This is a genomic window from Bradyrhizobium oligotrophicum, from assembly GCF_051168495.1.
Lineage (GTDB): Bacteria > Pseudomonadota > Alphaproteobacteria > Rhizobiales > Xanthobacteraceae > Bradyrhizobium > Bradyrhizobium oligotrophicum_A.
Genome location: NZ_JBNPVB010000030.1, coordinates 25,110 through 49,304 on the forward strand (window position 1 = coordinate 25,110; position 24,195 = coordinate 49,304).

Below are 24,195 nucleotides of genomic sequence, written 5' to 3' on the forward strand. Positions count from 1 at the left end.
CGTACCTGTCTCAGCCGCGTTCGGCGGCGGGTGCCGGCCGTGGCGCGCGGCTGATGATCTCGGGCTCCGCCTCGCCGATGAGCGCGCGGATGCCGGCTGCAAGCGCCTTGATGCGCGGGCCGATCTCGGCCTCGAGCTGGCCCGGCTGCAGCCGGAAGGCGGGAATGCCGCAATTGATCGCGAAGGCGCGGCCGGAGTTGGCCACGTAATGCAGCGGCGCAGCCACCGCATGGATCGCGGGCATGTATTCGCCGGCGCAGGTGCAGAAGCCGCGATCGGCACATTGCGCGATACCGCCGAAATAATTCTCCCCAAACCTGCTCCATTGCTCGGCATCGCCGGCCGCCAGCCCTGCGTCGAAACGTGCGGCCTCGGCGGGCGGCAGGATTGCAGCCGCCGCGCGGCCCATCGCGGTCGCGACCACGGTGATCGGCATGCCGATGTCGGGAACATGCGGCCCGACGTCGCCGGAGCGCGCCGTCTCGACATAGATCACGGCGCTGCCGTCGAGCAGACCGATCGAGACCGTCCCGCGCACGCTCGCGGCGAAGTCCTGCATCAGCGGCCGCGCGATCTGGCGAAACGGCATGTCGGCGAGCAGCGGATGCGCCATCCGCAACGCCCGGACGCCGAGGCGATATTTCGCAAGGCCCTCGTCGAAGGAGAGGTAGCCGAGCTCGGTGAGTGTATGGGTCAGCCGGGCAACGGTCGGCCGCGGCATGCCGGTACGCACCGAAATGTCCATGTTGCCGAGCAGAGGTGATCCCGTCCCGAACGCCTCCAGCACGAGCAGGCCCTTGGCCAGCGTCGTCGCAAAGGCAGCATCACCGGCGCTCTCGGCCAGCATCGTTTCGACGGGGCGGTCGCGAACGGCGGGGGAGGATGGGGGGGCGGCAAACATGCCCTAAAGATGATGCATTGCCCTTGTCATGTCCATATAATTGTAATTTTCTGAGAGTATCGTCCATTATGTGGACGATTATCGCTGCAAGCGGCTGTGGCGCAAAGCCTCGCTCCTCCGATCGGGGGTTGTGAGGCAGCTCCAGGCTCGCTACCGCTGCCGTCTCAACTTTCGGGAGGCCAATCGATGCCGACATCCGTCAAGCAGATGCTGGAAGCCGCCAACGCCGTGGTGCCGAAGATCTCGCCGGCCGAGGCGCAGGCGATGATCGCCAAGGGCAACACGCTCGTGCTCGACGTGCGCGATGCGCCGGAGGTCGAGAAGAGCGGCAAGATCGAAGGCGCCGTGCACGTCTCGCGCGGCATGCTCGAATTCCGCGCGGACCCTGACTCGCCCTATCACGACAAGACTTTCGCCAAGGACAAGAGCGTCATCCTGTATTGCGCCTCCGGCGGTCGCGCAGCGCTGTCCGGCAAGACGCTGAAGGATCTCGGCTACGACAAGGTGTTCAACGTCGGCGGCTTTAAGGACTGGGCCGACAATGGCGGCGCGGTCGAGAAGCCGATCGAACCGGGGATGTGAAACTACGCTTGCCGCGGCGCTCGCATCGCTGCGATTGCAACGAGCGCCGCGGCGAGACCTGACGCCGCGCCGACGCCGAGCGCCCAGCGCGGGCCGAAACCGTCGGCCACCCAGCCCACGATCGGCGCGCCAATCGGCGTGCCGCCGAGTGCGACGCCGACGCGCAGCGCCATCACCCGGCCGCGCATGGAGGGCTCGGTCGCGAGCTGCATCAGGCTGTTGGTGGGGTTGGTGAACATCAGCGCAGCGACGCCGATGACGACGAGCGCGGCGCCGAACAGCCAGATGGTCGGGGCGAGCGCGGCCAGCGTGCAGCCTAATCCGAACAGGCTGGCGCCCGCGAGCAGCGCGCCAAATCTCGGCCTGTGCTGGCTGGCGTTGAACAGGGCGCCCGCGACAGTGCCGACGGCCATGATCGAGGACAACAGGCCGTAGCCGCGTGCGTCGCTGTGGAAGACCTTGATCGCCATGGTCGAGACGAAGATCTGGAAATTGAGCCCGAACGTTCCGATCAAAGCGAGCATGATCAGAGTGGCCCGAAGCTCCGGATGCGACCATGCATAGTGAAAGCCGGCGGTGACGCTCGCCAGGACGTCGCCCTTGACGTGCTGCGCCCGCGGGTTCGGACGCAGATCGGCGATGCGCAGCAGGCACAACGACGCCAGCACGGCCATGAAAGACGCGCCATTGATCAGGAACGCCCAGCCGGTGCCGAAGGCGGCGATCACCATGCCGGCGATGGCAGGCCCGATCATCCGCGCGGCGTTGAACGATGTCGAGTTGAGCGCGATCGCGTTGGGTAGATCGTCGTTCCCGACCAGCTCGGCGACGAAGGTCTGGCGCACCGGGGCATCGAAGGCCGCCGCGCAGCCGAACAGGAAGGCGAAGATGTCGACCTGCCAGAGCTGGACGACGCCGCTGACGGTGAGAAGGCCGAGTATCAGCGCGAACGCGCCCATCGTCGCCTGGGTGGCCATCAAGACCCGTCGCTGATTGAAATGGTCGGCCACGTAGCCGGTCAGAGGCAACAGCAGCAACTGCGGCCCGTATTGCAGCGCCATCACCAGGCCGACGGCGGAGGCGTTGTGCGACGTGAGCTGGATCAGCACCAGCCAGGTCTGGGCGGTGCGTTGCATCCAGGTGCCGATATTGGAGACGAACGCGCCGGCCGCCCAGATCCGGTAGTTGAACTTGTACAGCGACCGGAACATGCCCGGCGCCGTGCCCGTCATGACCGCTCCCGCAGGTCGCCGCCATGGAGTGCGCCGAAGTGTCGGGCGAGCATCAGGCCGATGGCGAGCGAGCCGAGGCCGAGGGCCACGACGTCGCTCGTATTCCTGAGTTCGAAATCGCCGACGCGGCAGACGAGCACATAGCCGACGGCGACGTTGAACAGGCCCCAGAGCACGTTCACCGTCGACGAGGAGAGGCCGCGTCCCGACGGTTTCGCGAACGGGCTCTGGAACGGCTGACCCATCAGGCCGGCGACGACATGCGGAACGGCGTTGGCCAGGAAAGCGCCGCCGAAGAAATAGCAAACAAGATCGAGCCAGCCCATGTCAGGATTTCCTCGCATCGAGCAATCTGATGATGTCCGCGGACGTGCCGGTCTCGCCCAGTCGCGGAAAGACCTGGGCGATGCTGTACTGATGCGCCTCGGGGCGCGTGTCGGTCATGGCGTCGACGGCGAGCGTGACGTTGAAGCCCTGCTCATAGGCCTGCCGCGCCGTGGACTCGACGCCGGTGCCGGTGGCCACGCCGGCAACGACCACCTGCGTCACCTCGCGCGCCTTCAATTGGGCTTCCAGATCGGTGCTGGCGAAGGCGCCCCAGGTCCGCTTGGTCACCACGATATCGGTCGGCTGCGGTTTCAACTCGGCGATGAGTTCGATCCAGTCGGCAGGGAACGGCGTGGTGTGGCGTGGCGGCCGCTCGGTTCGCCCCGGCGCGGTGCCGGCCACGTTGACCAGCACGACCGGAAGCCTGAGCGCGCGGAAACGTTCCGCCAAGGCGGACGCGCGTGCGACGATCTCGCCGATCGGATGCAGCAGGGATGCGCCGACGACGCCTTTCTGCAGGTCGACGACGATGAGCGCGGTGTTCGGATCGAGCTGCGTGAGCGCCATCGATCATCTCCTTTTGCATGGGGCGCGTTCGCGCGGCCGTGACGCGTCAATCGTCGACCAGCCGCTTGAGCAGACCCATGGCCGAACCGAGCTGCTGTTGCTCTGCCGGTGAGAGCCGCGCCGCGATGGTACGCGACAGCCAGTCCTGCCGCGCGGCGCGCCCTTCGTCGATCCGCACGCGGCACGCCGCCGTCAGCGAAAGGATGGTCTGCCGGCCGTCGCTGGGATCCGGGGATCCGCGCACCAGGCCCGCGCTTTCCAGCGCCGCGATGATCGGCCCCATGGATTGCGGCCGCATCCCCTCGATCCGCGCGAGGTGCGAGGCCGTCGCAGGCCCGTCTTTCTCGAGGCGAAGCAGCACGGACACCTGTGACGGCGTCAGATCGCCCGCGTCGGCAGCCTGTTCGCGCAGCCGGCGCTTCAGCTTCCCGGCGAACGCCCGCAGCTCGCCAGCCAGGGCATGGGCATCGGACGGGGCGACTTTCCGCGGCGGCTTTCGGTTCATGCCGCAAAGCTAAGGCAGGTGGTTTATAAAGTCAATCTGATAAGTTTAACTGAATATATCGGCGCGTGATGTCCAGGGCGATCTTGGAGAGATCGCAAAGCGAGGCTCTATTTCCGTATCTTTTCCCACAGCCAGCGCGCCACCGCCTGCGGCGAGGACTCCGCGTCGTTGCCCGAGGCCCGCAGATTGGCCTGCTGCATGGTCGCGATGTCGATGCGGCCGAGCAGGGGGCGCAAGGCATCCTGCAGCGCGCGGTCGTCACTGCGCTTCGGCGCCAGCAGCAGGATCGCGTCGTAGGGCGGGATCGCCTGCTTGGGATCGTCGAGCACGACGAGATCGTATTTCGCGATCAGCCCGTCGCTGGTGTAGCCGGCGATGACGTCGACCTCGCCCGAGGCCACCGCGGCATACATGAAATCCGGCTGCATCTGGCGCTGCACGCGGAAGGCAAGGCCGTAGGCATCGCGCAAGGCCGCCCATTCCGGGCGCGAGAAGAACTCGTAGTCGCCGGCAATCGACATCGTCGAGGTGTGTCGTGCGAGATCTTCGATCGAGCGGATGCCGAGCGCCTCGGCCTTCTTGCGCGGCATCACCAGCGCGTAGGCGTTCTCGAAACCGAGCTCGCCGAGCAGGGTCACCTTGTCCTTGGCGAGATCGGCCTTCAGTGCCGCGAGCAGCGCGTCGCGCGGCAGCTGTTCGGTGTGGTGAAACTGGTTGGCCCACAATGTGCCGGAATAATCAATATAGACGTCGATGTCGCCGCTCTTGAGCGCCTCGTAGATCACGCTGGAGCCGAGGCCGGCGCGCGAGGCCGCGGAGAGGCCGGCGGCCTGCAGCCGCTCGCTCAGCAGCGCGGACAGCACATATTGCTCGGTGAAGGTCTTGGCGCCGATCGTGTAACGCGCGGCGCTGTTGGCGAGCGAGGGCAGGAGGCTGACGCCCACCATCAGCGCGATGGTCGCCGTCCCCAACCCGACACGGGCGCGGCTGCGCGCGCGCAGCCCATTCTCGATCAGCGCCAGCAGTTGATCGACCGCGAGCGCCAGCACCGCGGCGGCAACGCAGCCGAACACGACCAGCACCCAGTTCTGCGTCTGCAGCCCCGCAAAGATGTAGTTGCCGAGCGAGGTCTGCCCGATCGGCGTCGACAGGGTCGCAGTGCCGATCACCCACACCGCAGCGGTGCGGATGCCGGCCATGATGACGGGCAGCGCCAGCGGCAGCTCGACCATCGTCAGCGCCTGGCGCTCGGTCATGCCGACGCCTTTCGCGGCTTCGATCAGGCCGGCATCGACACCGTTGAGCCCGGTGATGGTGTTGCGCAGCACCGGCAGCATCGAATACAGCGCCAGCGCCAGCACCGCCGGCAGAAAGCCGAACGCGGAGAACGACAGTCCGAACCAGCGCAGGCTTACGGCGGCGAGCGCCAGCAGCAGCGGATAGAACAGCGCGAGCAGCGCCAGTCCCGGCACGGTCTGCACCACGCTGGCGAGGCCGAGCAGAAGATTGCGCAGCGGGGGGCGGTTGCGCGCGAGCAGCGCCAGCGGGAAGCTGACGGCAAGGCCGAGCGCGAGCGCTGCGATGCTGACGCGCAGATGGCTGCCGAGATAGTCGGCGAGATGTGAAAGCGCCTCGGCGAAGCGTGGATCCGACAGTGTGCTCATGCGGCGCCACTCTCGGGCAGCAGCGCCTTCAGCCGCGCGGCCTGCCGGCGCGGCGTGCTCATCAATTCCGTCACATAGGGCTCGCGACTCGCTGCGAGCAGAGCCGGCGTGCCGACCTCGACCAGGCGTCCGCTGCGCATCACCGCGATCCGGTCGGCGAGCAGCAGCGCTTCGGTGATGTCGTGCGTGATCATGATGGTAGTCAGCGCGAGCCTGTCATGCAAAGCCCGGTAGTCGCCGCCGAGCGCATCGCGCGTCAGCGGATCGAGCGCGCCGAACGGCTCGTCCATCAGCACGATGGCAGGCCGGGCGGCGAGCGCGCGGGCGACGCCGACGCGCTGGCGCTGACCGCCGGAGAGTTCGTCGGGCAGGCGGTCGCGATGCGCCTTGCGGTCGAGCTGGACGAGGTCGAGCAGCTCGTCGACGCGGGCGGCGATCTCGTCGGCCGGCGTGCCCAGCAGCCGCGGGGTGATGCCGATATTGGCGGCCACCGTCATGTGCGGAAACAGCGCGCCGTTCTGGAACACGTTGCCGATGCGGCGGCGCAGGCCGACCGGCTCGAGGCCGCTGATGTCCTCGCCGGCGATGCGGATCGTGCCGCTGTCCAATTCGATCAGGCGATTGGTAAGCCGCAGCAAGGTGGTCTTGCCCGAGCCGGAGCCGCCGACAATGGCCAGGAACTCACCCTCGGCAATCTCCAGCGCAACGTCGTCCACCGCGGCCACGGCGCCCGCCGGGCCGGGGAAGCTCTTGCGAACGTGGTCATAGGCGATGAGGGGCGTGCGCGGCATGCGGCGTTTCGGGGCGGGAGACCTCGGCTTGGACTGACCTAGCACGTCCGGCGCCTGCGTTGAACTTCGCCGCGCAAGCGGCTAAGCCGTCCCGGCCATTTCGGGGAGGAACTTGGACGTGACGATGCCTATGGCTACCGCGGTTTCGCTGGACGGGACCACGGTTGCATTCCGTCTCGCCGGCGGACGCACCTACACTGCCGTCGAGACGGCGGATCTCGCCGTCGCCGACGGCGAGTTCGTCGCCATTGTCGGCCCGACCGGCTGCGGCAAATCTACGCTTCTCAACGTCGCGGCCGGCCTGCTGAAGCCGGCGGCCGGCAGCGTGCGCATCTTCGGCCAGCCGCTGGCGGGCCTCAATCGCGACGCGGGGTACTTGTTCCAGGCCGATGCGCTGTTTCCGTGGAAGACGGCGCTCGAGAACGTCGCGATCGGGCTGGAGGTCGCCGGCACGCCATCGCAAGAGGCGTCGGCCAAGGCCCAGCAATGGCTGACCTCGGTCGGCCTCGGCGCGTTCGGCAACCGCTATCCGCACATGCTGTCGGGCGGCCAGCGCAAGCGCGTCGGCCTCGCGCAGGTCCTGATCCGCAATCCCCGCATCATCCTGATGGACGAGCCGTTCGGGCCGCTCGATGCGCAGACGCGGCAGATCATGGGCAATCTGCTGCTCGATCTCTGGAATGCCGACCGTAAGGCGGTGTTGTTCGTCACCCATGATCTGGAAGAGGCGATCGCGCTCGCCGACCGCGTCGTCATCATGTCGGCAGGCCCCGCTTCGCGCATCATCGGCGACTGGCGCGTCACCCTGCCGCGCCCACGCGACATCTTCGAGGTGCGCATGAAACACGAGTTCCACGAGCTGCATCGCGAGATCTGGCAGACGCTGAAGTCGGAGGTCGAGAAGACCTACAAGCAGGCGGAGGCGGTGTGATGTCGCGTCTCGGTCTGCTCGCGCTGCAACTGCTGGTCGCGATCGTCGTGATTGCATCATGGCAGTTCCTTGCCACGGTGCCGGTGTTCGGGCGCATTCTGCTGCCGCCGTTCTTCTTCTCCAACCCCGTCGACGTCTCAGCTCAGGTCGTCAAATGGTTTTCGACCGGCGCGATCTGGAAGCATCTTGCGATCACATTGTGGGAATCGATCCTGGCGTTTGCGATCGGCTCGCTCGGCGGCGTGCTGGTCGGCTTCTGGTTCGCGCGCAAGCCGCTGGTCGCGGCCGTGTTCGACCCCTACGTCAAGATGGCCAACGCGCTGCCGCGCGTGGTGCTGGCGCCGATTTTCACGCTGTGGCTCGGGCTCGGCATCTGGTCCAAGGTCGCGCTCGGCGTGACCTTGGTGTTCTTCATCGTGTTCTTCAACGTCTATCAGGGCGTCAAGGAGGTCTCGACCGTGGTGCGCGACAACGCGCGCATGCTGGGGATGAGCGAGCGGCAATTGATGCGCCATGTCTACTGGCCGTCGGCGCTGTCGTGGATGTTCTCGTCGCTGCACACGTCAGTCGGCTTCGCGGTGGTCGGCGCCGTCGTCGGCGAATATCTCGGGTCCGCGGCCGGCCTCGGCTACCTGATCCAGCAGGCCGAGGGCGTGTTCGACGTCGCCGGCGTGTTCGCCGGCATGTTCGTGCTGTCGGCCTTCGTCATCCTGATCGACGTCTGCGTGACGCTGGTGGAGCGCAGGCTGCTGGTGTGGCGACCGGATGCGGCGGAGGGCCGGTGATGATGATGGGCGCGATGCTTCGACGAACACCGCTGTCGTCCCTGCGAACGCAGGGACCCATAACCACCGGCAGCAGTTTGTGGCACGCGGGACGTCCAGTGTTTTCTCGCCGCGAGATCACGCGGTATGGGTCCCTGCGTTCGCAGGGACGACAGCGGATAATGGAGCGGCCTTCTCAGGCAAGCCGCGCGGGCTTAATCTGATCGGCAATCGGAACGGAGGAAATCAATGAACAAGATGTTGGGCCGGGTGACCGGCGCGCTGCTGGCGCTGACGATGAGCACGGGACTGGCGAGCGCCGCAACCAAGGTAACGATCGCGATCGGCGGCGGCGCCTGCCTGTGCTATCTGCCGACGGTGCTGGCCAAGCAACTCGGCGAATATGAGAAGGCCGGGCTCGAGGTCGAGCTGGTCGACCTCAAGGGCGGTTCGGATGCGCTGAAGGCCGTGCTCGGCGGCAGCGCCGACGTCGTCTCCGGCTATTTCGATCATTGCGTCAATCTCGCCGCCAAGAAGCAGGAGATGCAGTCCTTCGTCGTCTATGACCGCTATCCCGGGCTCGTGCTGGTGGTCGCGCCGTCGCACAACAAGGAGATCAGCTCGATCAAGGATCTTGCCGGCAAGAAGGTCGGTGTGAGCGCGCCGGGTTCCTCCACCGACTTCTTCCTGAAATACATGCTGAAGAAGAACGGTCTCGATCCCACCGGCACGGCCGTGATCGGTGTCGGTCTCGGCGCCACCGCGGTCGCGGCCATGGAGCAGGGCCAGATCGACGCCGCCGTGATGCTCGACCCCGCGGTAACCGTGCTGCAGGGCAAGCATCCGGACCTGAAGATCCTGAGCGACACCCGCACCCAGCACGACACGCTGGAGGTGTTCGGCGGCGAATATCCCGGCGGCGCGCTGTATTCGACGGTGGCCTGGATCGCTGGCCACGAGAAGGAGACGCAGGCTCTGACCAATGCGATCGTGGCCACGCTGGCCTGGATCCATTCGCATACGCCGGAAGAGATCATGGCCAAGATGCCGGAGGAACTCGTCGGCAAGGACAAGGCGCTCTATCTCGCGGCGCTGAAGAACACGATCCCGATGTACTCGCAGACCGGCAAGATGGACCCGAAGGGCGCCGACGCCGTGCTGGCCGTATTCTCGACCGGCTCGCCTGAAGTCGCCAAAGCCAATATCGACGTCAGCAAGACCTTCACAAATAAGTTCGTCGAGCAGGCGAAGGGCACCACCGGCACGAGCACGAAGTAGGGGATGACGGACGTCGTCATCCACCGCGTCACCACGCTCGACCTGGAGGTCGAGCGCTGGGACTGGCCGTTCGCGAACCAGCGCCGCGACGAGATCGCGGCGCATTTCGCCGCGCAGCAGCACGACAAGCCCGGCCTGTGGAACGGGCGCATTCTGCTTGGGCGCAACGCCCGCTTCGACAACGGGCAGTTCTCGGCCAGCTATTTCGAGACGGATTTCGCCAGCCTGCTGGCGTGGCGGGACTGGGGCTATCCCGATCGTGCGGTGTTCAACGGTTTCGGCATGGGTGCGCTGCGCGCTGCGGACGGCGCTTTCGTTCTCGGCGAGATGGGCGCGCATACGGCCAATGCCGGCCGGCTCTACTTTCCGGCCGGCACGCCGGATCTTGCCGATGTCAGCGGTCACACGCTCGATCTCGCCGCCAACGTCGCGCGCGAGGTCGAGGAGGAGACCGGGCTGACACCGGCGGACTATCGCGCGTCGGCGCATTGGGACTGCGTTGTGACCGGCGCGTCGGTTGCGCTGATGCGCATGCTCGACGCCGCCGAGACCGGCGAAGTCCTGCAGCGCCGCATCGAGGCCAATCTCGCCGCCCAGGACGAGCCGGAACTCGCAGGCGTCCGGCTGGTTCGAAGCAGGAGCGATCTGACCGCGGCCATGCCGCGTTTCGTGACCGCCTTCCTCGAAACCCAGTTCAGCGCCGGAGAGCCGTCCTCATGAGCAAGACAACGCGCACGCCTGCGACCGAGCTCGATCGCTTCATCACGCCGTTCCGCGTCGATGGCGGGCACAAGTTTCACCTCAAGTCGCACAAGACCAAGGTGAAGGGCGGCCTCGACAAGGACGAGGGCGAGGCGATCATCGAGCAGAACCGCAAGCGGCTTTCCGACTTCCAGGAGAAGCTGTACGCGCAGGACCGCTGGTCGGTGCTGGTGCTGCTGCAGGGCATGGATGCCTCGGGCAAGGACAGCGCCATCAAGAGCATCTTCGAGGGCGTCAATCCGCAGGGCTGCGAAGTGACCTCGTTCAAGCAGCCGACCTCGAAGGAGCTGGATCACGACTTCATGTGGCGCAGCGCCATCGCGCTGCCCGAGCGCGGCCGCATCGGCATCTTCAACCGCTCCTACTATGAGGAATGCCTGGTCACGCGCGTGCATCCGGAGATTCTCAAAGCCGAGAAGCTGCCGCCCAAGCTCGTCACCAAGAACATCTGGCACGAGCGCTTCGAGGACATCTCCGCTTTCGAGCGCTACCTCACCCGCAACGGCACCGTGATTCTGAAGTTCTTCCTCAACATCTCCAAGGAGGAGCAGCGTGAGCGCTTCCTCGACCGGCTGGAGGAGCCGGCGAAGAACTGGAAGTTCTCGATGGGCGACGTCACCGAACGCGCCAGATGGCATCGCTACCAGGCGGTCTATCAGGACATCGTGCGCCACACCTCGACGCCGTTTGCGCCGTGGTACGTCGTGCCGGCCGACCACAAATGGTTCGCCCGCGTCGTGATCGGCTCGACCATCGTCGCCGCGCTCGAAAGCCTCGACCTGCATTTCCCGCGCGTCGATCCGTCGGCGCTCGACGAGTTCAAGGCCGTGCGCAAGGCGTTGGAGAACGAAGGCAAGGGCGGGAAGAAGGGCCGCGGGTGAGGTGTGAGGCCGAGCTGCGACCGGCGCGACGCCGTGCGATGAGCTTGGCTTCGGCTCACATCACGCCGCGCCGGCCTGCCGCGCGGTACTGTCCATCGCCAGGAAACGCTGCTCGAATTCCGCAACCGGCATCGGCTTGCCGAAATGATAGCCCTGGCCATGCTCGCAGCCCAGCCGCAGCAGAAATTCGGCGGTCGCCTGGTTCTCGATGCCTTCGGCGATCACCGAGAGATCGAGCTGCTTGCTGAGGCTCACCGTCGAGCCGGCGATGGCGGCGTCGTCGGCCTGGGTCAATACATCGCGGACGAAGGAGCGGTCGATCTTGAGACCGTCGAGCGGAAACTTCTTGAGATAGCTGAGGCTCGCATAGCCGGTGCCGAAATCGTCGAACACCAGGCTGACGCCGAGCGCCTGCAGCCGGTTGAAGGTCTCCAGCACGCCGGGCTCGTCGTGCAGCAGGATGTCCTCGGTGACTTCAAGTTCGAGCAGTCCGGGCGACAGCCCCGTCGCCATGAGCAGCTTGCCGACGAAGGCTGCGAGATCGCCCGACTGGAACTGTGACGGCGACAGGTTGACGCCGACGCGGATCGCGTGGCCGGCGAGCTGCCAGTGCCGCGCCTGCCGGCAGGCCGACGTCATCACCCAGGCCGCGACGGCTTCGGACAAGGGCGAGATGTTGACGACGGACATGAAATCGCTGGGAGGCAGGAGGCCGCGCGCCGGATGGTGCCAGCGGATCAGCGCTTCGGCGCCGATCACGCGGCTGCTCAACAGCTCCACTTGCGGCTGGTAGAACAGCTCGAACTCCCCCCGCTCGACGGCGCGCGCGAGCTCGGCCTCGAGCGTCAGCCGCCGTTCGAGCTCATGGCGGATCGCCGGCTCGAACATCACATGGCCGCCCCGTCGCTCCGTCTTGGCGCGACAGAGCGCGAGATGGGCGTTGCTGAGCAACTCGCCCGCCGTCTGTCCGCCTTCCGGATGAACCGCGACGCCGAGGCTGACCTTGATGCGCTGCTGCCGCGTGCCGACGTCCAGCGGCACCTCGAACAGCTGCGCGAGATGCTCGGCGAATTGGGCCACCGTGCCGCTGACGGCGGAACATGGAAGTGCGATCGCAAACTCGTCGCCGCTGAGCCGCGCCACGCGGCCCCTGATCCCGATCTTGCCGCGAAGCCGCTCGGCCGCGGCGCGCAGGACGTTGTCGCCGAAGGCATGGCCGAGCAGGTCGTTGATGTGCTGGAAGGCATCGAGCCCGATCACCAGCAGCACCACGCGGTCGGATGCGGCATCGGCGGTCTCGATCATCTCAACGAGTTCGGACTGGAACGTGTTGCGGTTGATCAGAGTGGTGAGCGTGTCGTGCTCGGCCAGGTAACGGATGCGCTCGGCCTCGCGCTTGCGCACCGAGATGTCGCGCAGGATCACGCCATATTGCAGGCCATCGGCGCCGTGCCAGGCGGAGAAGCTGGCCTCGACCGGAAACACCTCGCCGTCCTTGCGGCGGCCGTCGAACTCGAGCGTGGCTCCGCCCGGCAGCAGGGGTGCCGGCAACACCGCCTCCTGCTGCCGGAACAGATCGTCGGTCCCGCCATCATCGGCGCGCAGTCGCGAGAAGGGCTGACCGATGACCTCGTCGGCGCCGTAGCCGAAGATCGCGACGGCGCCCGGATTCCACACCGTGATCCGCTTGTCCTGATCGGTGCATACCAGTCCGTCGCCGATCGACATCGCGATCCGCTCGAAGCGGCTCTCGGCGACGTTGCGCAGCAGACCGCGGAAGTCGATCTCGTCGAGTGCGGTCGCCGTGAGATAGGCGATGAGCGCGATCTGCAGCAGCGCGGTGTCGAGCACCAGGGCATGGCGATGATGCAGCAGCAGCGCGACCGCCTCGATGCCGATGCCGAGACATGCGATCAGCAGGCCGCGCCGGGCCGCCGAGAGGCGCCCCCAACTCGCCAGCATGATCACGATGATCAGCAGCAGGCCGGCCACCGTGGCCGCGGTCGTGGTCTTGAGCAGGGTGCGATGCTGAAGGATGGATTCGGCCGCCAGTGCCTGCAGCACGACGCCGGGCAGGACGCGGCCGTTCGGCACGCTGTAATAGTCGCCGAGCTCGATGGCGGTTGCGCCGACGATCACTCGCTTGTTCTCGAGCCGCGCCAACGCCGCCGCGTCGCCGCGCAGCACGTCGACATAAGACACCTTCGGGAGCGACGATGGATCGATGCCGTAATCGATCAGAAACGAGCTGCTCTTGACCGCGTCGCTGCCGCCGAGGAACGCGCCCATCGATTGCAGGAATGTCGTCTCGCGGCCATTCTCGGTAGAGCCGCCGAAATCGTAGTGTCTGACGCGGCCGTCCCGTGCCACCTCGATGTTCACCAGGGCCGACCATGCCAGCCGTTCGAATTGCGGCAGCGGCCGGTTGACGTGAACGGCGGTTTCCTTTCCCGTCACGTTGAGCTGTTTGAAGGCCGGCAGCGCGACCGAGCCCTTGGCGTTCTCGAGCGCGTTCAGGAAGGCCTGGTCGGCGGCCGCATCGGACGGCGCGCTGAAATCGACGTCGAAGGCGACGTCGCGCGCACCGGCGCGCTGCAATCGTTGCAGCAGCTGCGCGTGAATCGTGCGCGGCCACGGCCAGACGCCAATGGCCTCGATCGAGCGCGGGTCGATCGCCACGACTGCGATCTCGCCGCTGGCGGGACGTTGGTCAAGACGAAGGCGCAGATCGGCGAGCGTGTTGCTCAGCAGCTCGGAGCCGCCGGACAGGCCGACTGTCAGCAGCGCAACGACGACCAGAAAATGCGGCGTGAACCGCCTGACCATGCCCCCTCCCGAATTCACGGACCGGTCTGACGCCCCGTGCCCACGATCCGTCTCACGTGTGTGTCCCCATCTGCAGCGCGTTCGTTCGCCCTGACGGCCGCCTTGGCATGAGTCCGATCGCATCCGGTGGCGTGGGAGGCATCGCGTCAGTTCTTGGTGTGGCCGTAGGCATGGCCGCGACCGCGGCCGCTGCCATGGTCGTCGTCGCCGCCGCTGTTGCTCCTGCCGCTGTTGCCGCTACCACTATTGCCGTTGCTCTTGTCGCTGCCACCATTGCCACCATTGCCACCATTGCCGCCGGATGCGGCGTGGCTGGTGCCGGCATTGCCGTTCGAACTGGTGCTGCTGGCCGATGCGCTCGGTGAGCCGACCGCGGCGGTCACGGCGGCGGCCACCGGCGAGGGGCCGGACGTGCCGCTGGCCGCCGAACCGGCCGTGCTGTTGCCGTTGCTGCCCCGCGGATCACTCCAGGCGGTGGCGCGTGCCTTGCTGCTGGTGCCGCTGTGGGCGTCATGAGCGAGGCCGCGCGTCGCCTTCTGGATGTTGAGATTGACCTCACCGATCGAGGTCGAAATCCGCACGACGTTCGGCCTGGCTCCGGCGGTCGTGGTTACGGCCTGTCGTGGCGCAGGGGCCGGTGCACCCGGGCGGACCGTGCCGCCACTGGCGTTGAGTGCGTGGATCACGCTGCCCTTGGCCTCGCGCGGCGCATGCAGGCCGTCGCGCGGCACCGGAACGCGATCGATTGACGGCGTGCGCGGACGACCCTGCTCGATCGGGCTGAAGCTGCCTGTGCCCGACAGGCTGAGGCCGGATCGGCCGGCGTTGAAGGTGGTCGCGGCCTGGCCGGGCATGACCTGGGCGATCTGCCCGGTCTTGAAGTCCGAGACCTGCACCTGGCCGCGGCTGACATCGACCTTGGTGCTGCGGCCGCTGATGGTGACGCTGAACTGCGTGCCTTTCACGACGGCGGCGAGATAGGGCGTCTCGACCTCGAAATGCTGGACGTTGCGCTTCTCGACATCGAGCAGGATCGAACCGGCGCGCTGCAGGATCGTGGTCGCCATGCCGTCCTTCGCCGCAGCGGGCAGGCCGACTTCCGAGTTCGGTGCGATCACGATGGTCTCGGCGCCGCGCGTCAGCTGCACGCGCCCGTTCGGACCGGTGCGGATCATGTCGCCTGGCTTCAGCGCATCCTCGCGGCCCAGCGACACTTGTTGTGCGCCTCGGCTCGTGACCCAGACATCGCCGGACGATTTGCTCACCAGCCATGGCTCGCCGTCCGCTGCGATTGCGGAGGTTGCGCCGAGACAACACGCAGCGATGAGTGCCGGTATCAGGAGGCGCTTTGATGACATGATCGTACTACTCGCGTCGTTGTCCGACCCGCCAAACTAATCAAAATGTTTCAAGAGACCCTTAGGGGTTGCAGCGGCGTTTTCTTCGCGCATTTACGCTTCATTGACCCTAACAAACTAAGAATGGAGCATGTGTAGTTGTTGTGTCGAGGGAGTAGGAAGTCCTGCGGGCCGGCACACCGGTATGCCTGCACGCCGCGCATCGTGCTCCTTTCGGCGAACTGCGTGGATGACGTCGATCTGCGTGGCGGCGATCTGGTCCGCCGGCGCCGCCCATGCGCAGCAGGTCAGCCAGCCGGGCTTCGATCCGCGTCAGACCGAGAGGTATTTCGATCAGCAGTCGCGCTCCGCCCAGCCGGCGCCGCCGCGGCCGCGGGCTCCGCACTTCGAAAGGCAAACGGGCGGCGGTGACCGCAAGCCTCTGTTCACCATGCGCGGCGTCGTCCTGACGGGAGCTTCAGTGCTGCCCCCCCAACAACTCGCTGCGTCCTATCAGCCCTATCTGGGCAAGCCAGTGTCGCAGGCCGATCTCGCTGACATCGCGACCGCGATCGGCGATCAGTATCGCACCGCCGGTTTTCATCTCACGCGGGCGATCGTCCCGCCGCAGGACATCAGCAACGGCCGGGTGCAGATCCAGATCATCGAGGGCAGTATCACCGAGGTGAGGCTGAAGGGGGAGGGCGCGGAGGAGTTCGGCATCCGGCCGATGTTCGGGCCCGTGCTGGCGGAGCGGCCGTCGCGCCTTGCGACGCTCGAACGGCAATTGCTCCTCATCAACAGCCGCGGCGGTGTTCGCGTGGTCGATTCCGCGCTGGAGGAGATCGGCGGCACCACCGGCCGCTTCCGCCTCGTGCTCGAGCTGAAGACCTGGCACGTCTACGGTTTCACGGGCGTCGACAACCTGGGCTCCTCAACGGTCGGCCCCTGGCAGAGCTACGCCACGGCGGCCTTCAACTCCTATCTGCGGCCGGGCGACACGCTGACCGCCAACTTGTCGACGACATCAGGCGATCCGCGCCAGCTCGCGTTCGGGCGGCTGTCCTACGACGTACCGGTCGGCACCGACGGGGCTCACATCGGCGCCTCCGCATTGCACAGCGAGGTACGGCCGGGCGACGTCAGGCGGCTCTTCAACGACAACACCGTGACCGAGACGCTCGAGTTGCGCGGCAGCATCGCACCGGTCCAGTCGCAACGCGCGTCCCTGAACCTGACGCTCGCGGCCGCGTTCAGCAACGTGACCGAACGCGATCTGGCCGGCATCTGGTATCGCGACCGCATCCGGACGCTGACCTTCACCTCGGACTATCGCTGGAAGGATGATCTCGGCGGCGACAGCTATCTGACGCTGGCCTACAGGCAGGGGCTGAACGCCCTCGGGGCCACGCCGGCCGGCGATGCCCTGGCCTCGCGCGCCGGCGCGTCGCCGAGCTTCTCCGTCGTCAACGGCTGGTTTGCGCGCGACCAGACCCTGTCGGAGTCGTGGTCGCTGAGACTCGCCGCTGCCGGCCAACTCGCCTCGGGGCCGCTCTACAATTCGCAGCAATTCTATCTCGGCGGCCAGTCCTATGGCCGCGGCTATGGCAGCGCCGAGATCAGCGGCGACAACGGCGTCGCGGGCACGTTCGAGGTTCGCTTCGAGCAGACGCCGGACAGGATCTATCTCAAGAGCTATCAGCTCTACGGTTTCTTCGATGCCGGGCTCGCCTGGAACGACGGTTTTCGCCCGTCCGACGGGGTGGCGCTGACCTCGGCGGGAGCCGGCGTGCGCTTCACCTTCCCGAACGATTGGCGCGCCAATGTCGGCGTCGCCGTGCCGCTCGGCTACCGCGCGCCCGACAATTCGACGCGCAGCGCGCGGCTGCTGCTGACATTGTCGAACATGCTCAAGCTGTGTCCGCAACGCGGGCAGGGCCCGTGCATCTAGACCGGCTTGCCGTGCCCGTGGAACAGCCGGCCCTTCTCGGTGATCAGCACGATGACCAGCGCGCCGGAGGCGCAGGCCAGGAAGCCGGTCGCGAACGGCAGCGGCGTGCCGTCGAAGGCCTGGCCGACCACGGCGCCGGCGGCCATGCCGAGCAGGGTGGTGATCGAGCCGTAGAGCGAGGAGGCCGTGCCGGCATTGGCGCGCTGCGGCTCCATCGCCAGTGCGGTGAAGTTCGCGAACATCAGGCCGAACGAGAACATCATCGTCGCCGACAGCGCCATGAACAGCCACAGCGGCAGCATGTCGAGGCGCGCCGCGGAGAAGTCGATCAGTGCGATCACCACGCATCCGATCAGTGCGCCATGCGAGATGACGCGCATGCCGAGCCGGCCGACGAGGCGGGCATTGAGGAAGCCGGCCACCGCGATCGTCACCGCGATCGCCGCAAAGGCGAGCGGGAAGTAGTGGCCGAGATGATAGACGCCGGTGAACAGCTGCTGCGACGACAGCACATAGGCGAGCACGGCGCCGAAAATGCCGCTGGCGGCGAGCGCATAGCCCAGCGTCTGGCGGTTGGTCAGCGTGGCGCGGAAGGCGGCGCTGATGGCGGCGACCGAGAACGGCTTGCGCTCGTTTTCCGGCAGCGTCTCGGGTAGTCGCTCCGCGGTCCACAGCAGCGCAATGATGCCGTAGGTCGTCAGCACGACGAAGATGCCGCGCCATTGCGTCAGCAGCATCACGGCCTGGCCGAAGGCGGGCGCGACCACGGGAACGGCGATGAACACCATCATCGCCAGCGAGACCACGCTCGCCATGCGGCGGCCGGCGTAGCAGTCGCGCACGATCGAGGTCGCGATCACGCGGGTCGCGGCGGTGCCGAGTCCTTCCAGGGCGCGCGCCAGCAGCAGCGTCTCGAACGACGGCGCAGCGATCGCCAGCAGGCTGGCAATGACATAAAGCACCATGCCGCCGAGCAGCACCGGGCGGCGCCCAAAACTGTCCGACAGCGGGCCGATCGCGAACTGGCCGAGGCCGAAGCCGATCACGAAGGCCGTCAGCACCGCCTGCACCCGGTTGGCGACGTCGATGTGGAACGCCGAGCCGATGTTCGGCAGCGCCGGCAGCATCATGTCCATGGCGATAGGGTTCAGCGCCATGATCGCCGCGATCACGATCACGAATTCCGTGAAGCCCATCGGACGGTGGCGGACGATCTCGATGGTGTCGGCACTGGTATCAGCCAAGGCGCGCGCCTTCCGTGATGTCTGGGAGTGTCAGGGTGTGACCGCTGATCTGTATCTGACTTGCTGCATTGCACAAGGTGCGTTTCGGAATGGCTGTCATCAGCCCGCCGCCCGGCGTTGACGGGATTGTGACGCGGCTGAGGCCGCGAAAATTGCGCAGCCGCGGCTCCGATGGTAACGCGCGTGTAGTCGAGCCAAACGCAACAGCGCATGAAGACCTACAAGATCGTCGTCTATGTGCCTGTCACGGCCGGAGAGGCCGTGCGCAGCGCCATGGGCGAGGCCGGCGCCGGGCGCATCGGCAACTATGATTACTGTTCGTTTACTGTGGTTGGCACCGGGCGGTTCCGCCCGCTTGCCGGCGCCAACCCTGCGATCGGTGCGGTTGGCCGGATCGAGGCGGTCGAGGAGGAGCGCATCGAGACCGTCTGTGCCGCCGACCGGCTGCGACCCGTCCTGGCCGCGATCCGCGCCGCGCATCCCTACGAGGAGCCGGCGATCGACGTCTACCCGATCGAGGAGGTGGATTAGATCCCCTCGCAGGCGAAGCCGCTGCCTTTGCGCCGGATGCGGCCGACCGTGGGCGACGGGAAATGAGCTGCACAGCACAGCGTCGCGGTGTCGCAATAGCGGTCGAGGAAGGCGCGGCGGGTGAGCGCGGCTTGAGCGGGGTCGACGTCGAATTTCGGCGACAGCTCGGGAAGCCCGAGCTGCAGCGGCGAGTGAATCAGGTCGCCGGCGAACACCGCGTCGTCCTTGCCCTTGCCGACGGCGACCGCGACATGGCCGGGCGTGTGTCCCGGCGTCGGCAGCAGGCGGACATGATCGCCGATCGAAAAGTCATCCCTCACGATGTCGGCGCGCCGGGCCTCGACCACTGGCAGCACGCTGTCGGCGAAGGCGGGCACCTCGGCCTTGGCGTTCTGCGCGACCCAGTAGTCGTATTCGGCTTGCGCGAATACGTAGCGCGCCTTGGGGAAGGTCGGCACCCAGCGGCCGTTGTCGAGCCGCGCGTTCCAGCCGACGTGATCGGTGTGCAGATGCGTGCACATCACGACGTCGATGTCGTCGACCGAGATTCCGGCGGATGCCAGCGCCCGCATGTAGGTGTCGTCGGTCTTCATGTTCCAGACCGGGCGGGCGCGCGGCTTGTCGTTGCCGATGCAGCTGTCGATCAGGATGGTGTGGTCGGGCGTCTTCACCACATAGGACTGGAAGCACAGGATCAGCGTGTCCTGCGCGTCGAGCGCATTGCCGGCACGCAACGCGCCCCGCTCCGCGGCCAGCATCTCCGGCGTCAGGTCCGGAAACATCTCGTGCGCCGGCAGGAAGGTGGTTTCCTGCTCGATGATGCGATGGATCGTGAGATCGGCAACCGAAAACGTCAGAGCCACGGCATTGTCCCCTGGAATGATGTCCGTTGTAATGATCAGGCCGCCGGCGGCACCGAGATCTTCACGGATTCCCGCTCCAGCATCTTCTTTTGGAAGGCGTCGAGCGCCGGAAACGCTTGGCGCCAGCCGCAATCGGCAAAGCGGAAATCGGCATAGCCGAGCACGCAGACCAGCCCGATCGAGACGATGTCGAACGGCCGCGTCAGCAGGTCGCTCTGCGCATTGAAGCGGGCCATACCCATCCAGGCTCTGTTCCAATGATCGTCGGACCAGGCCTGCCAGCGCGCCCCCTCCGGCCGCACCATCGCCTCGTAGCGGCACAGCAGCATGGAATCGAGCATGCCCTGCAGCATCGAATGCTCGCTCTTGACCTGCCAGCGCCTCGGTCCCGCTGCCGGAATGAGCTTGTTGCCGCCGGCGAGCTCGTCGAGATATTCGACGATGACGTAGGAATCCAGGATCACGTCGCCATTGTCGAGGATCAGCACCGGCAGCTTCTTCAGCGGCGTGATCTTCGAATACTCCTCATTGGCCTGGCCCGGCAGCACCGCGGCGGCCACGAATTCGATCTTGTCGATCAGCCCGAGCTCGATGGCGGCGATGCGCACCTTGCGGGCGAACGGCGAGGCGGGCGAGAAGGTGAGTTTCATGTGCTGCTCCTGGAATGCTTTTTCCGTCGTCATGGCCGGGCTTGACCCGGCCATCCACGTCTTTCTCATCGGTACCAGTTCAAGTCGTGGATGCCCGGGCCAAGCCCGGGCATGACGGCGTTGAAGAGTGGGACCGCCTCACGTCTCGATCATCAAGCCTCGACGATCTCCTGGCGCTGCTCGCCCAGGCGCTCGATGCCGAGGGTGACGACGTCGCCGACGTTGAGGAAGGTCGGCGGCTTCATGCCCATGCCGACGCCGGGAGGCGTGCCGGTGGTGACGATGTCGCCCGGCAGCAGGGTCATGAACTGCGAGACGTAGGAGATGCACTTCGCCATCGTGAAGATCATCGTCGCGGTCGAGCCGGTCTGGCGGCGCTGGCCATTGACGTCGAGCCACATCGACAGGTTCTGCACGTCCGGGATCTCGTCCTTGGTGACGAGCCACGGACCCACGGGACCGAACGTGTCATGCGACTTGCCCTTGGTCCACTGGCCCAAGCGCTCGATCTGGAAGTTGCGCTCGGAGACGTCGTTGCAGATCGTGTAGCCGGCGATGTGGTTCAGCGCCTCGGCCTCCGACACGTACTTCGCGCGGGTGCCGATGATGGCGGCGATCTCGACCTCCCAGTCGAGCTTGGTCGAGCCGCGCGGCTTCTCGACCTGGTCATAGGGGCCGCACAACGCGGTATTGGCCTTCAGGAAGAAGATCGGCTCGGCCGGAATCGGGTTGCCGGTCTCCTTGGCGTGATCGGAATAGTTGAGGCCGATCGCCACGAATTTCGAAATGCCGGTGACGGGGGCGCCGAGCCGCGGCTTGCCGGAGACGGCGGGCAGGGAGGCCGGATCGAGCGCGGCGAGCTTCTTGAGGGAGTCCGGCGCATAGGCGGCGCCATCGAGGTCCTTCACATGGGCCGACAGGTCGCGCAACTGGCCGGATGGATCGATCAGGCCCGGCTTTTCCGCGCCCTTCTCGCCGTAGCGAACAAGCTTCATTGGTTTCTCTCCCTCAACGCCTTGGTATTCCAGGGCCCTGTCATGGAGCATGGCCGGGCGAAATTCAACCTTTCGGGCTATGCGCTGCCGCGACCCCGCACTGCCTCAAAGCGGAAGGCCGCTCCGTCGCGCCTGATGTGGCCGGCGTCGAAATGACCGCCGATCACCAGCGTGCCGGTGTCGGCGAAGCGCGAGAACAGCGCCTGCCGCGTCGCGATTGCCTGCGCCGGATCGGAGTCGGCAGTCGAGCTCCAGTCGAGATGCGCCATCTGGCAGGGGTGATGCGCGACGTCTCCGCTCAGGAGTGCCTCCGCACCATCAGAGCGGATGTGCAGGCTGACATGACCCGGGCTGTGGCCGGGTGTCGGGATCAGCGTGATCTCGTCGCTGATCACGGCATCGCTTGCCACGAGCTCGGCCTTGCCAGCGTCGACGATCGGCTGCACGGAATCGGCGAAGGTCGCCGTCTCGTTGGCGGTGCTGCTGTGGTCGCGCCAGTGCTCATATTCGGCGCGGCCGAAGACATAGCGTGCGCTGGGGAAGGTTGGGACCCAATGGCCGTCAAGCAGCCGCGTATTCCAGCCGACATGGTCGACATGGAGATGCGTGCAGATCACCATGTCGATGCTGTCAGGCGGAAAGCCGGCTGCGCTCATCATCTCCAGGAACGGCGTGGTGCGGTTGTTCCACACCGGCACGCTGCGGCCCTCCTTGTCGTTGCCGAGGCCAGTATCGACGACGAGACGCGTGGTCGGCGTCTCCAGCACCAGCGTATGGATCGACATCTTCAGCCGGCCTTCGTCGGTCGCGAAATCGGGCGTGAGCCAGGACAGCTCCCGGATCGCCTCCGGCGTTGCCTGCGGCAGGATGAAGCGGGTGCCGCCGACGGTCTCCAGCTCGACGAATTTGGTGATCCTGACCCGGCCGACCGTCCATTGCATTGGGCATTTCCTCGTCTTGGTCTTTATGCCGGCGACGATGCCGCGTCGCGTGTTTCAGTGCAATGGATCGACTCTCCGGACCGGGCGTTGTCGGGGCCACAGTCCATGAGGAGACGGTCATGCCAGAGCTGACGATTTCGCCCGAAAAAGTTGCCTTCCTGATCGAGAAGGCGCGCGAGTTCGACGTCAAGGAGGAGGTCACGGATGCCGACTCCGGCTCGAACGGCGCCGATGACGACATGATCGACGTGCTACAGGATGGTGGCGACGATCCGGTCGTGCGCGAGATCACCGGCTTCATCAATGCGATGTCCGAGGACGAGCAGGCCGACCTCGTCGCCCTGATGCGGCTCGGCCGCGGCGACGGCGATATCGACGAGTGGGACGATCTGCGCCGCGAGGCCGCGGGCCAGCGCGACCGCCACACCGCGCGCTATCTGCTGGGCGAGCCGATGCTCGGCGACCTGCTCGCGGAGGGCCTCGATGCCTTCGGCATCGACTGGACCGGCGAGCGCATCACGGCCGATTCATCGAGCCCGAGCGAGCGCGACCAGGACGAGGTCACGAAGCAGTAGTCTTTGGCTTAGTGGGATCTGCGCTCGGGTATGCAGAACGCTGATTGAACCTTCGCGCGTTAGAGCCAAGCTCTCGCGTCGGCGGCGGTGAGCTCCCTCTCCCCGCTTGCGGGGAGAGGGTGGGGGTGAGGGGGACTCTCCACGCACTCCAGACGCGCGGAGAGTCCCCCTCACCCGGATTGCATCTTCGATGCAATTCGACCTCTCCCCGCAGGCGGGGAGAGGTAAGAGACGCCGAGCATCTTGCCCAGCCGACTTCGAACACGCGCCTTACAGCGTCCCCGGAAACGCGCCGCCGTCGAGCAGGATGTTCTGCCCCGTGATGAAGCCGGCCTTGGCGCCGCACAGGAACGCGCAGGCAAGGCCGAATTCTTCGGGATCGCCGAAGCGGCCGGCGGGGTTGGTCTTGGCGCGATCGGCCAGGATCTGCTCCGGCGTGACGCCGCGCTTCTCGGCTTCGCCTTTCGCCGTCGACAGCAGCCGGTCGGTCTCGAACGGGCCGGGGAGCAGCGCATTGATGGTCACGTTGTTGATCACGGTCTTGCGCGACAGGCCGGCGACGAAGCCGGTGAGGCCGGCGCGGGCGCCATTGGACAGGCCGAGAATGTCGATCGGCGCCTTCACCGCGGCCGAGGTGATGTTGACGATGCGGCCGAACTTGCGCGCCATCATGCCGTCGACGGTCGCCTTGATCAGCTCGATCGGCGTCAGCATGTTGGCGTCGATCGCCTTGATCCAGTCGTCGCGGGTCCAGTTGCGGAAATCGCCCGGCGGCGGGCCGCCGGCATTGTTCACGAGAATGTCCGGATCCGGACAGGCGGCGAGCACGGCGGCGCGGCCTTCCGGCGTGGTGATGTCGCCGGCGACCTCGGTCACGGTGACGCCGGGATTGGCGGCGCGGATTTCGGCTGCTGTCTTGGCCAGCGCCTCGGCGCCGCGTGCGGTGATCGTGACATGCACGCCCTCATTGGCAAGCGCGATGGCGCAGGCGCGGCCCAATCCCTTGCTGGAGGCGCAGACGATGGCGCGGCGGCCCTTGATCCCGAGATCCACGATTGATCACTCCGATATGTCAGTGAGGCTGGAAGAACGATGCG

The 24,195-nt window shown here is 66.5% G+C and carries 24 protein-coding genes; 9 read left to right on the forward strand and 15 right to left on the reverse strand.

Going from position 1 to position 24,195, the window contains the following annotated elements; genetic code table 11:
• Positions 1 to 10: 10 nt before the first annotated feature.
• On the reverse strand, positions 11 to 847 hold the full coding sequence (locus ACQR1B_RS33930) for an IclR family transcriptional regulator (protein ID WP_434837201.1): 837 nt from the start codon (positions 845 to 847) through the stop codon (positions 11 to 13).
• 240 nt (positions 848 to 1,087) lie between these two features.
• Between ACQR1B_RS33930 and ACQR1B_RS33935 the strand changes: the two genes are divergently transcribed.
• Positions 1,088 to 1,483: a rhodanese-like domain-containing protein gene (locus tag ACQR1B_RS33935; protein ID WP_434837202.1), complete on the forward strand. Its 396-nt coding sequence runs from the start codon at positions 1,088 to 1,090 to the stop codon at positions 1,481 to 1,483.
• A 2-nt stretch (positions 1,484 to 1,485) separates the two neighbouring features.
• Here ACQR1B_RS33935 and ACQR1B_RS33940 read toward each other — a convergent pair whose 3' ends face one another.
• The 6 genes from ACQR1B_RS33940 to ACQR1B_RS33965 all read right to left on the reverse strand — a co-directional run bounded on the left by ACQR1B_RS33940 (position 1,486) and on the right by ACQR1B_RS33965 (position 6,569).
• On the reverse strand, positions 1,486 to 2,715 hold the full coding sequence (locus tag ACQR1B_RS33940) for an MFS transporter (protein ID WP_434837203.1): 1,230 nt from the start codon (positions 2,713 to 2,715) through the stop codon (positions 1,486 to 1,488).
• The gene (locus ACQR1B_RS33945) at positions 2,712 to 3,041 is read right to left on the reverse strand and encodes a hypothetical protein (RefSeq protein WP_434837204.1); all 330 of its coding nucleotides are present in this window, start codon (positions 3,039 to 3,041) and stop codon (positions 2,712 to 2,714) included. Before ACQR1B_RS33945 ends, ACQR1B_RS33940 begins: the two co-directional genes overlap by 4 nt.
• Position 3,042: 1 nt before the next feature.
• Entirely contained in the window at positions 3,043 to 3,609 is a 567-nt protein-coding gene (locus tag ACQR1B_RS33950) for an isochorismatase family protein (protein ID WP_434837205.1), read from the reverse strand.
• 46 nt (positions 3,610 to 3,655) lie between these two features.
• Positions 3,656 to 4,114 carry a MarR family winged helix-turn-helix transcriptional regulator gene (locus tag ACQR1B_RS33955; RefSeq protein ID WP_434837206.1) on the reverse strand — a complete coding sequence of 153 codons (459 nt, stop codon included), beginning with the start codon at positions 4,112 to 4,114 and terminating at the stop codon, positions 3,656 to 3,658.
• Between the two features lie 107 nt (positions 4,115 to 4,221).
• Entirely contained in the window at positions 4,222 to 5,778 is a 1,557-nt protein-coding gene (locus ACQR1B_RS33960) for an ABC transporter permease/substrate-binding protein (RefSeq protein ID WP_434837207.1), read from the reverse strand.
• On the reverse strand, positions 5,775 to 6,569 hold the full coding sequence (locus ACQR1B_RS33965; RefSeq protein ID WP_434837208.1) for an ATP-binding cassette domain-containing protein: 795 nt from the start codon (positions 6,567 to 6,569) through the stop codon (positions 5,775 to 5,777). The genes ACQR1B_RS33960 and ACQR1B_RS33965 overlap by 4 nt, the downstream gene beginning before the upstream one ends.
• 124 nt (positions 6,570 to 6,693) lie before the next feature.
• On the opposite strand from ACQR1B_RS33965, the gene ACQR1B_RS33970 reads away from it, so the two are divergent.
• The 5 genes from ACQR1B_RS33970 (at position 6,694) to ACQR1B_RS33990 (ending at position 11,185) form a co-directional block, all read left to right on the forward strand.
• Positions 6,694 to 7,500 (forward strand): ABC transporter ATP-binding protein, encoded by an 807-nt coding sequence (locus ACQR1B_RS33970; RefSeq protein ID WP_434837209.1) that lies wholly within the window; start codon positions 6,694 to 6,696, stop codon positions 7,498 to 7,500.
• Positions 7,500 to 8,285, forward strand: coding sequence for an ABC transporter permease (locus ACQR1B_RS33975; RefSeq protein WP_434837210.1), 786 nt, complete (start codon positions 7,500 to 7,502; stop codon positions 8,283 to 8,285). The genes ACQR1B_RS33970 and ACQR1B_RS33975 overlap by 1 nt, the downstream gene beginning before the upstream one ends.
• Before the next feature lie 228 nt (positions 8,286 to 8,513).
• Positions 8,514 to 9,542 (forward strand): ABC transporter substrate-binding protein, encoded by a 1,029-nt coding sequence (locus tag ACQR1B_RS33980; RefSeq protein ID WP_434837211.1) that lies wholly within the window; start codon positions 8,514 to 8,516, stop codon positions 9,540 to 9,542.
• Positions 9,543 to 9,545: 3 nt separating this feature from the next.
• Positions 9,546 to 10,262, forward strand: coding sequence for an NUDIX hydrolase (locus tag ACQR1B_RS33985; protein WP_434837212.1), 717 nt, complete (start codon positions 9,546 to 9,548; stop codon positions 10,260 to 10,262).
• Positions 10,259 to 11,185, forward strand: coding sequence for a polyphosphate kinase 2 family protein (locus tag ACQR1B_RS33990; RefSeq protein WP_434837213.1), 927 nt, complete (start codon positions 10,259 to 10,261; stop codon positions 11,183 to 11,185). Before ACQR1B_RS33985 ends, ACQR1B_RS33990 begins: the two co-directional genes overlap by 4 nt.
• Before the next feature lie 60 nt (positions 11,186 to 11,245).
• Here the strand turns inward: ACQR1B_RS33990 and ACQR1B_RS33995 are convergent, their stop codons facing one another.
• Entirely contained in the window at positions 11,246 to 14,011 is a 2,766-nt protein-coding gene (locus tag ACQR1B_RS33995) for an EAL domain-containing protein (RefSeq protein WP_434837214.1), read from the reverse strand.
• A 146-nt stretch (positions 14,012 to 14,157) separates the two neighbouring features.
• Complete coding sequence (locus tag ACQR1B_RS34000; RefSeq protein ID WP_434837215.1) at positions 14,158 to 15,369, reverse strand: FecR domain-containing protein; 1,212 nt, start codon at positions 15,367 to 15,369, stop codon at positions 14,158 to 14,160.
• Between the two features lie 229 nt (positions 15,370 to 15,598).
• On the opposite strand from ACQR1B_RS34000, the gene ACQR1B_RS34005 reads away from it, so the two are divergent.
• Positions 15,599 to 17,299 carry a ShlB/FhaC/HecB family hemolysin secretion/activation protein gene (locus ACQR1B_RS34005; RefSeq protein ID WP_434837216.1) on the forward strand — a complete coding sequence of 567 codons (1,701 nt, stop codon included), beginning with the start codon at positions 15,599 to 15,601 and terminating at the stop codon, positions 17,297 to 17,299.
• Here ACQR1B_RS34005 and ACQR1B_RS34010 read toward each other — a convergent pair.
• On the reverse strand, positions 17,296 to 18,543 hold the full coding sequence (locus ACQR1B_RS34010) for a multidrug effflux MFS transporter (RefSeq protein WP_434837217.1): 1,248 nt from the start codon (positions 18,541 to 18,543) through the stop codon (positions 17,296 to 17,298). The genes ACQR1B_RS34005 and ACQR1B_RS34010 overlap by 4 nt on opposite strands.
• Positions 18,544 to 18,753: 210 nt before the next feature.
• Here ACQR1B_RS34010 and ACQR1B_RS34015 point away from each other — a divergent pair, with 210 nt between their 5' ends.
• Positions 18,754 to 19,074: a hypothetical protein gene (locus ACQR1B_RS34015; RefSeq protein ID WP_434837218.1), complete on the forward strand. Its 321-nt coding sequence runs from the start codon at positions 18,754 to 18,756 to the stop codon at positions 19,072 to 19,074.
• On the opposite strand, the gene ACQR1B_RS34020 is transcribed toward ACQR1B_RS34015, so the two are convergent.
• The 4 genes from ACQR1B_RS34020 to ACQR1B_RS34035 form a co-directional block, all read right to left on the reverse strand.
• Entirely contained in the window at positions 19,071 to 19,937 is an 867-nt protein-coding gene (locus tag ACQR1B_RS34020; protein WP_434837219.1) for an MBL fold metallo-hydrolase, read from the reverse strand. The two genes, ACQR1B_RS34015 and ACQR1B_RS34020, sit on opposite strands and share 4 nt — an antisense overlap.
• A gap of 35 nt (positions 19,938 to 19,972) precedes the next feature.
• Entirely contained in the window at positions 19,973 to 20,587 is a 615-nt protein-coding gene (locus tag ACQR1B_RS34025; RefSeq protein WP_434837220.1) for a glutathione S-transferase family protein, read from the reverse strand.
• A 152-nt stretch (positions 20,588 to 20,739) separates the two neighbouring features.
• On the reverse strand, positions 20,740 to 21,582 hold the full coding sequence (locus tag ACQR1B_RS34030) for a fumarylacetoacetate hydrolase family protein (RefSeq protein ID WP_434837221.1): 843 nt from the start codon (positions 21,580 to 21,582) through the stop codon (positions 20,740 to 20,742).
• A gap of 77 nt (positions 21,583 to 21,659) precedes the next feature.
• Positions 21,660 to 22,523 (reverse strand): MBL fold metallo-hydrolase, encoded by an 864-nt coding sequence (locus ACQR1B_RS34035; RefSeq protein ID WP_434837222.1) that lies wholly within the window; start codon positions 22,521 to 22,523, stop codon positions 21,660 to 21,662.
• 119 nt (positions 22,524 to 22,642) lie between these two features.
• On the opposite strand from ACQR1B_RS34035, the gene ACQR1B_RS34040 reads away from it, so the two are divergent.
• Positions 22,643 to 23,098, forward strand: a complete 456-nt coding sequence (locus ACQR1B_RS34040; protein ID WP_434837223.1) for a DUF3775 domain-containing protein — start codon at positions 22,643 to 22,645, stop codon at positions 23,096 to 23,098.
• Positions 23,099 to 23,368: 270 nt separating this feature from the next.
• Here ACQR1B_RS34040 and ACQR1B_RS34045 read toward each other — a convergent pair whose 3' ends face one another.
• Entirely contained in the window at positions 23,369 to 24,151 is a 783-nt protein-coding gene (locus ACQR1B_RS34045) for an SDR family oxidoreductase (RefSeq protein WP_434837224.1), read from the reverse strand.
• Positions 24,152 to 24,195 lie beyond the last annotated feature (44 nt).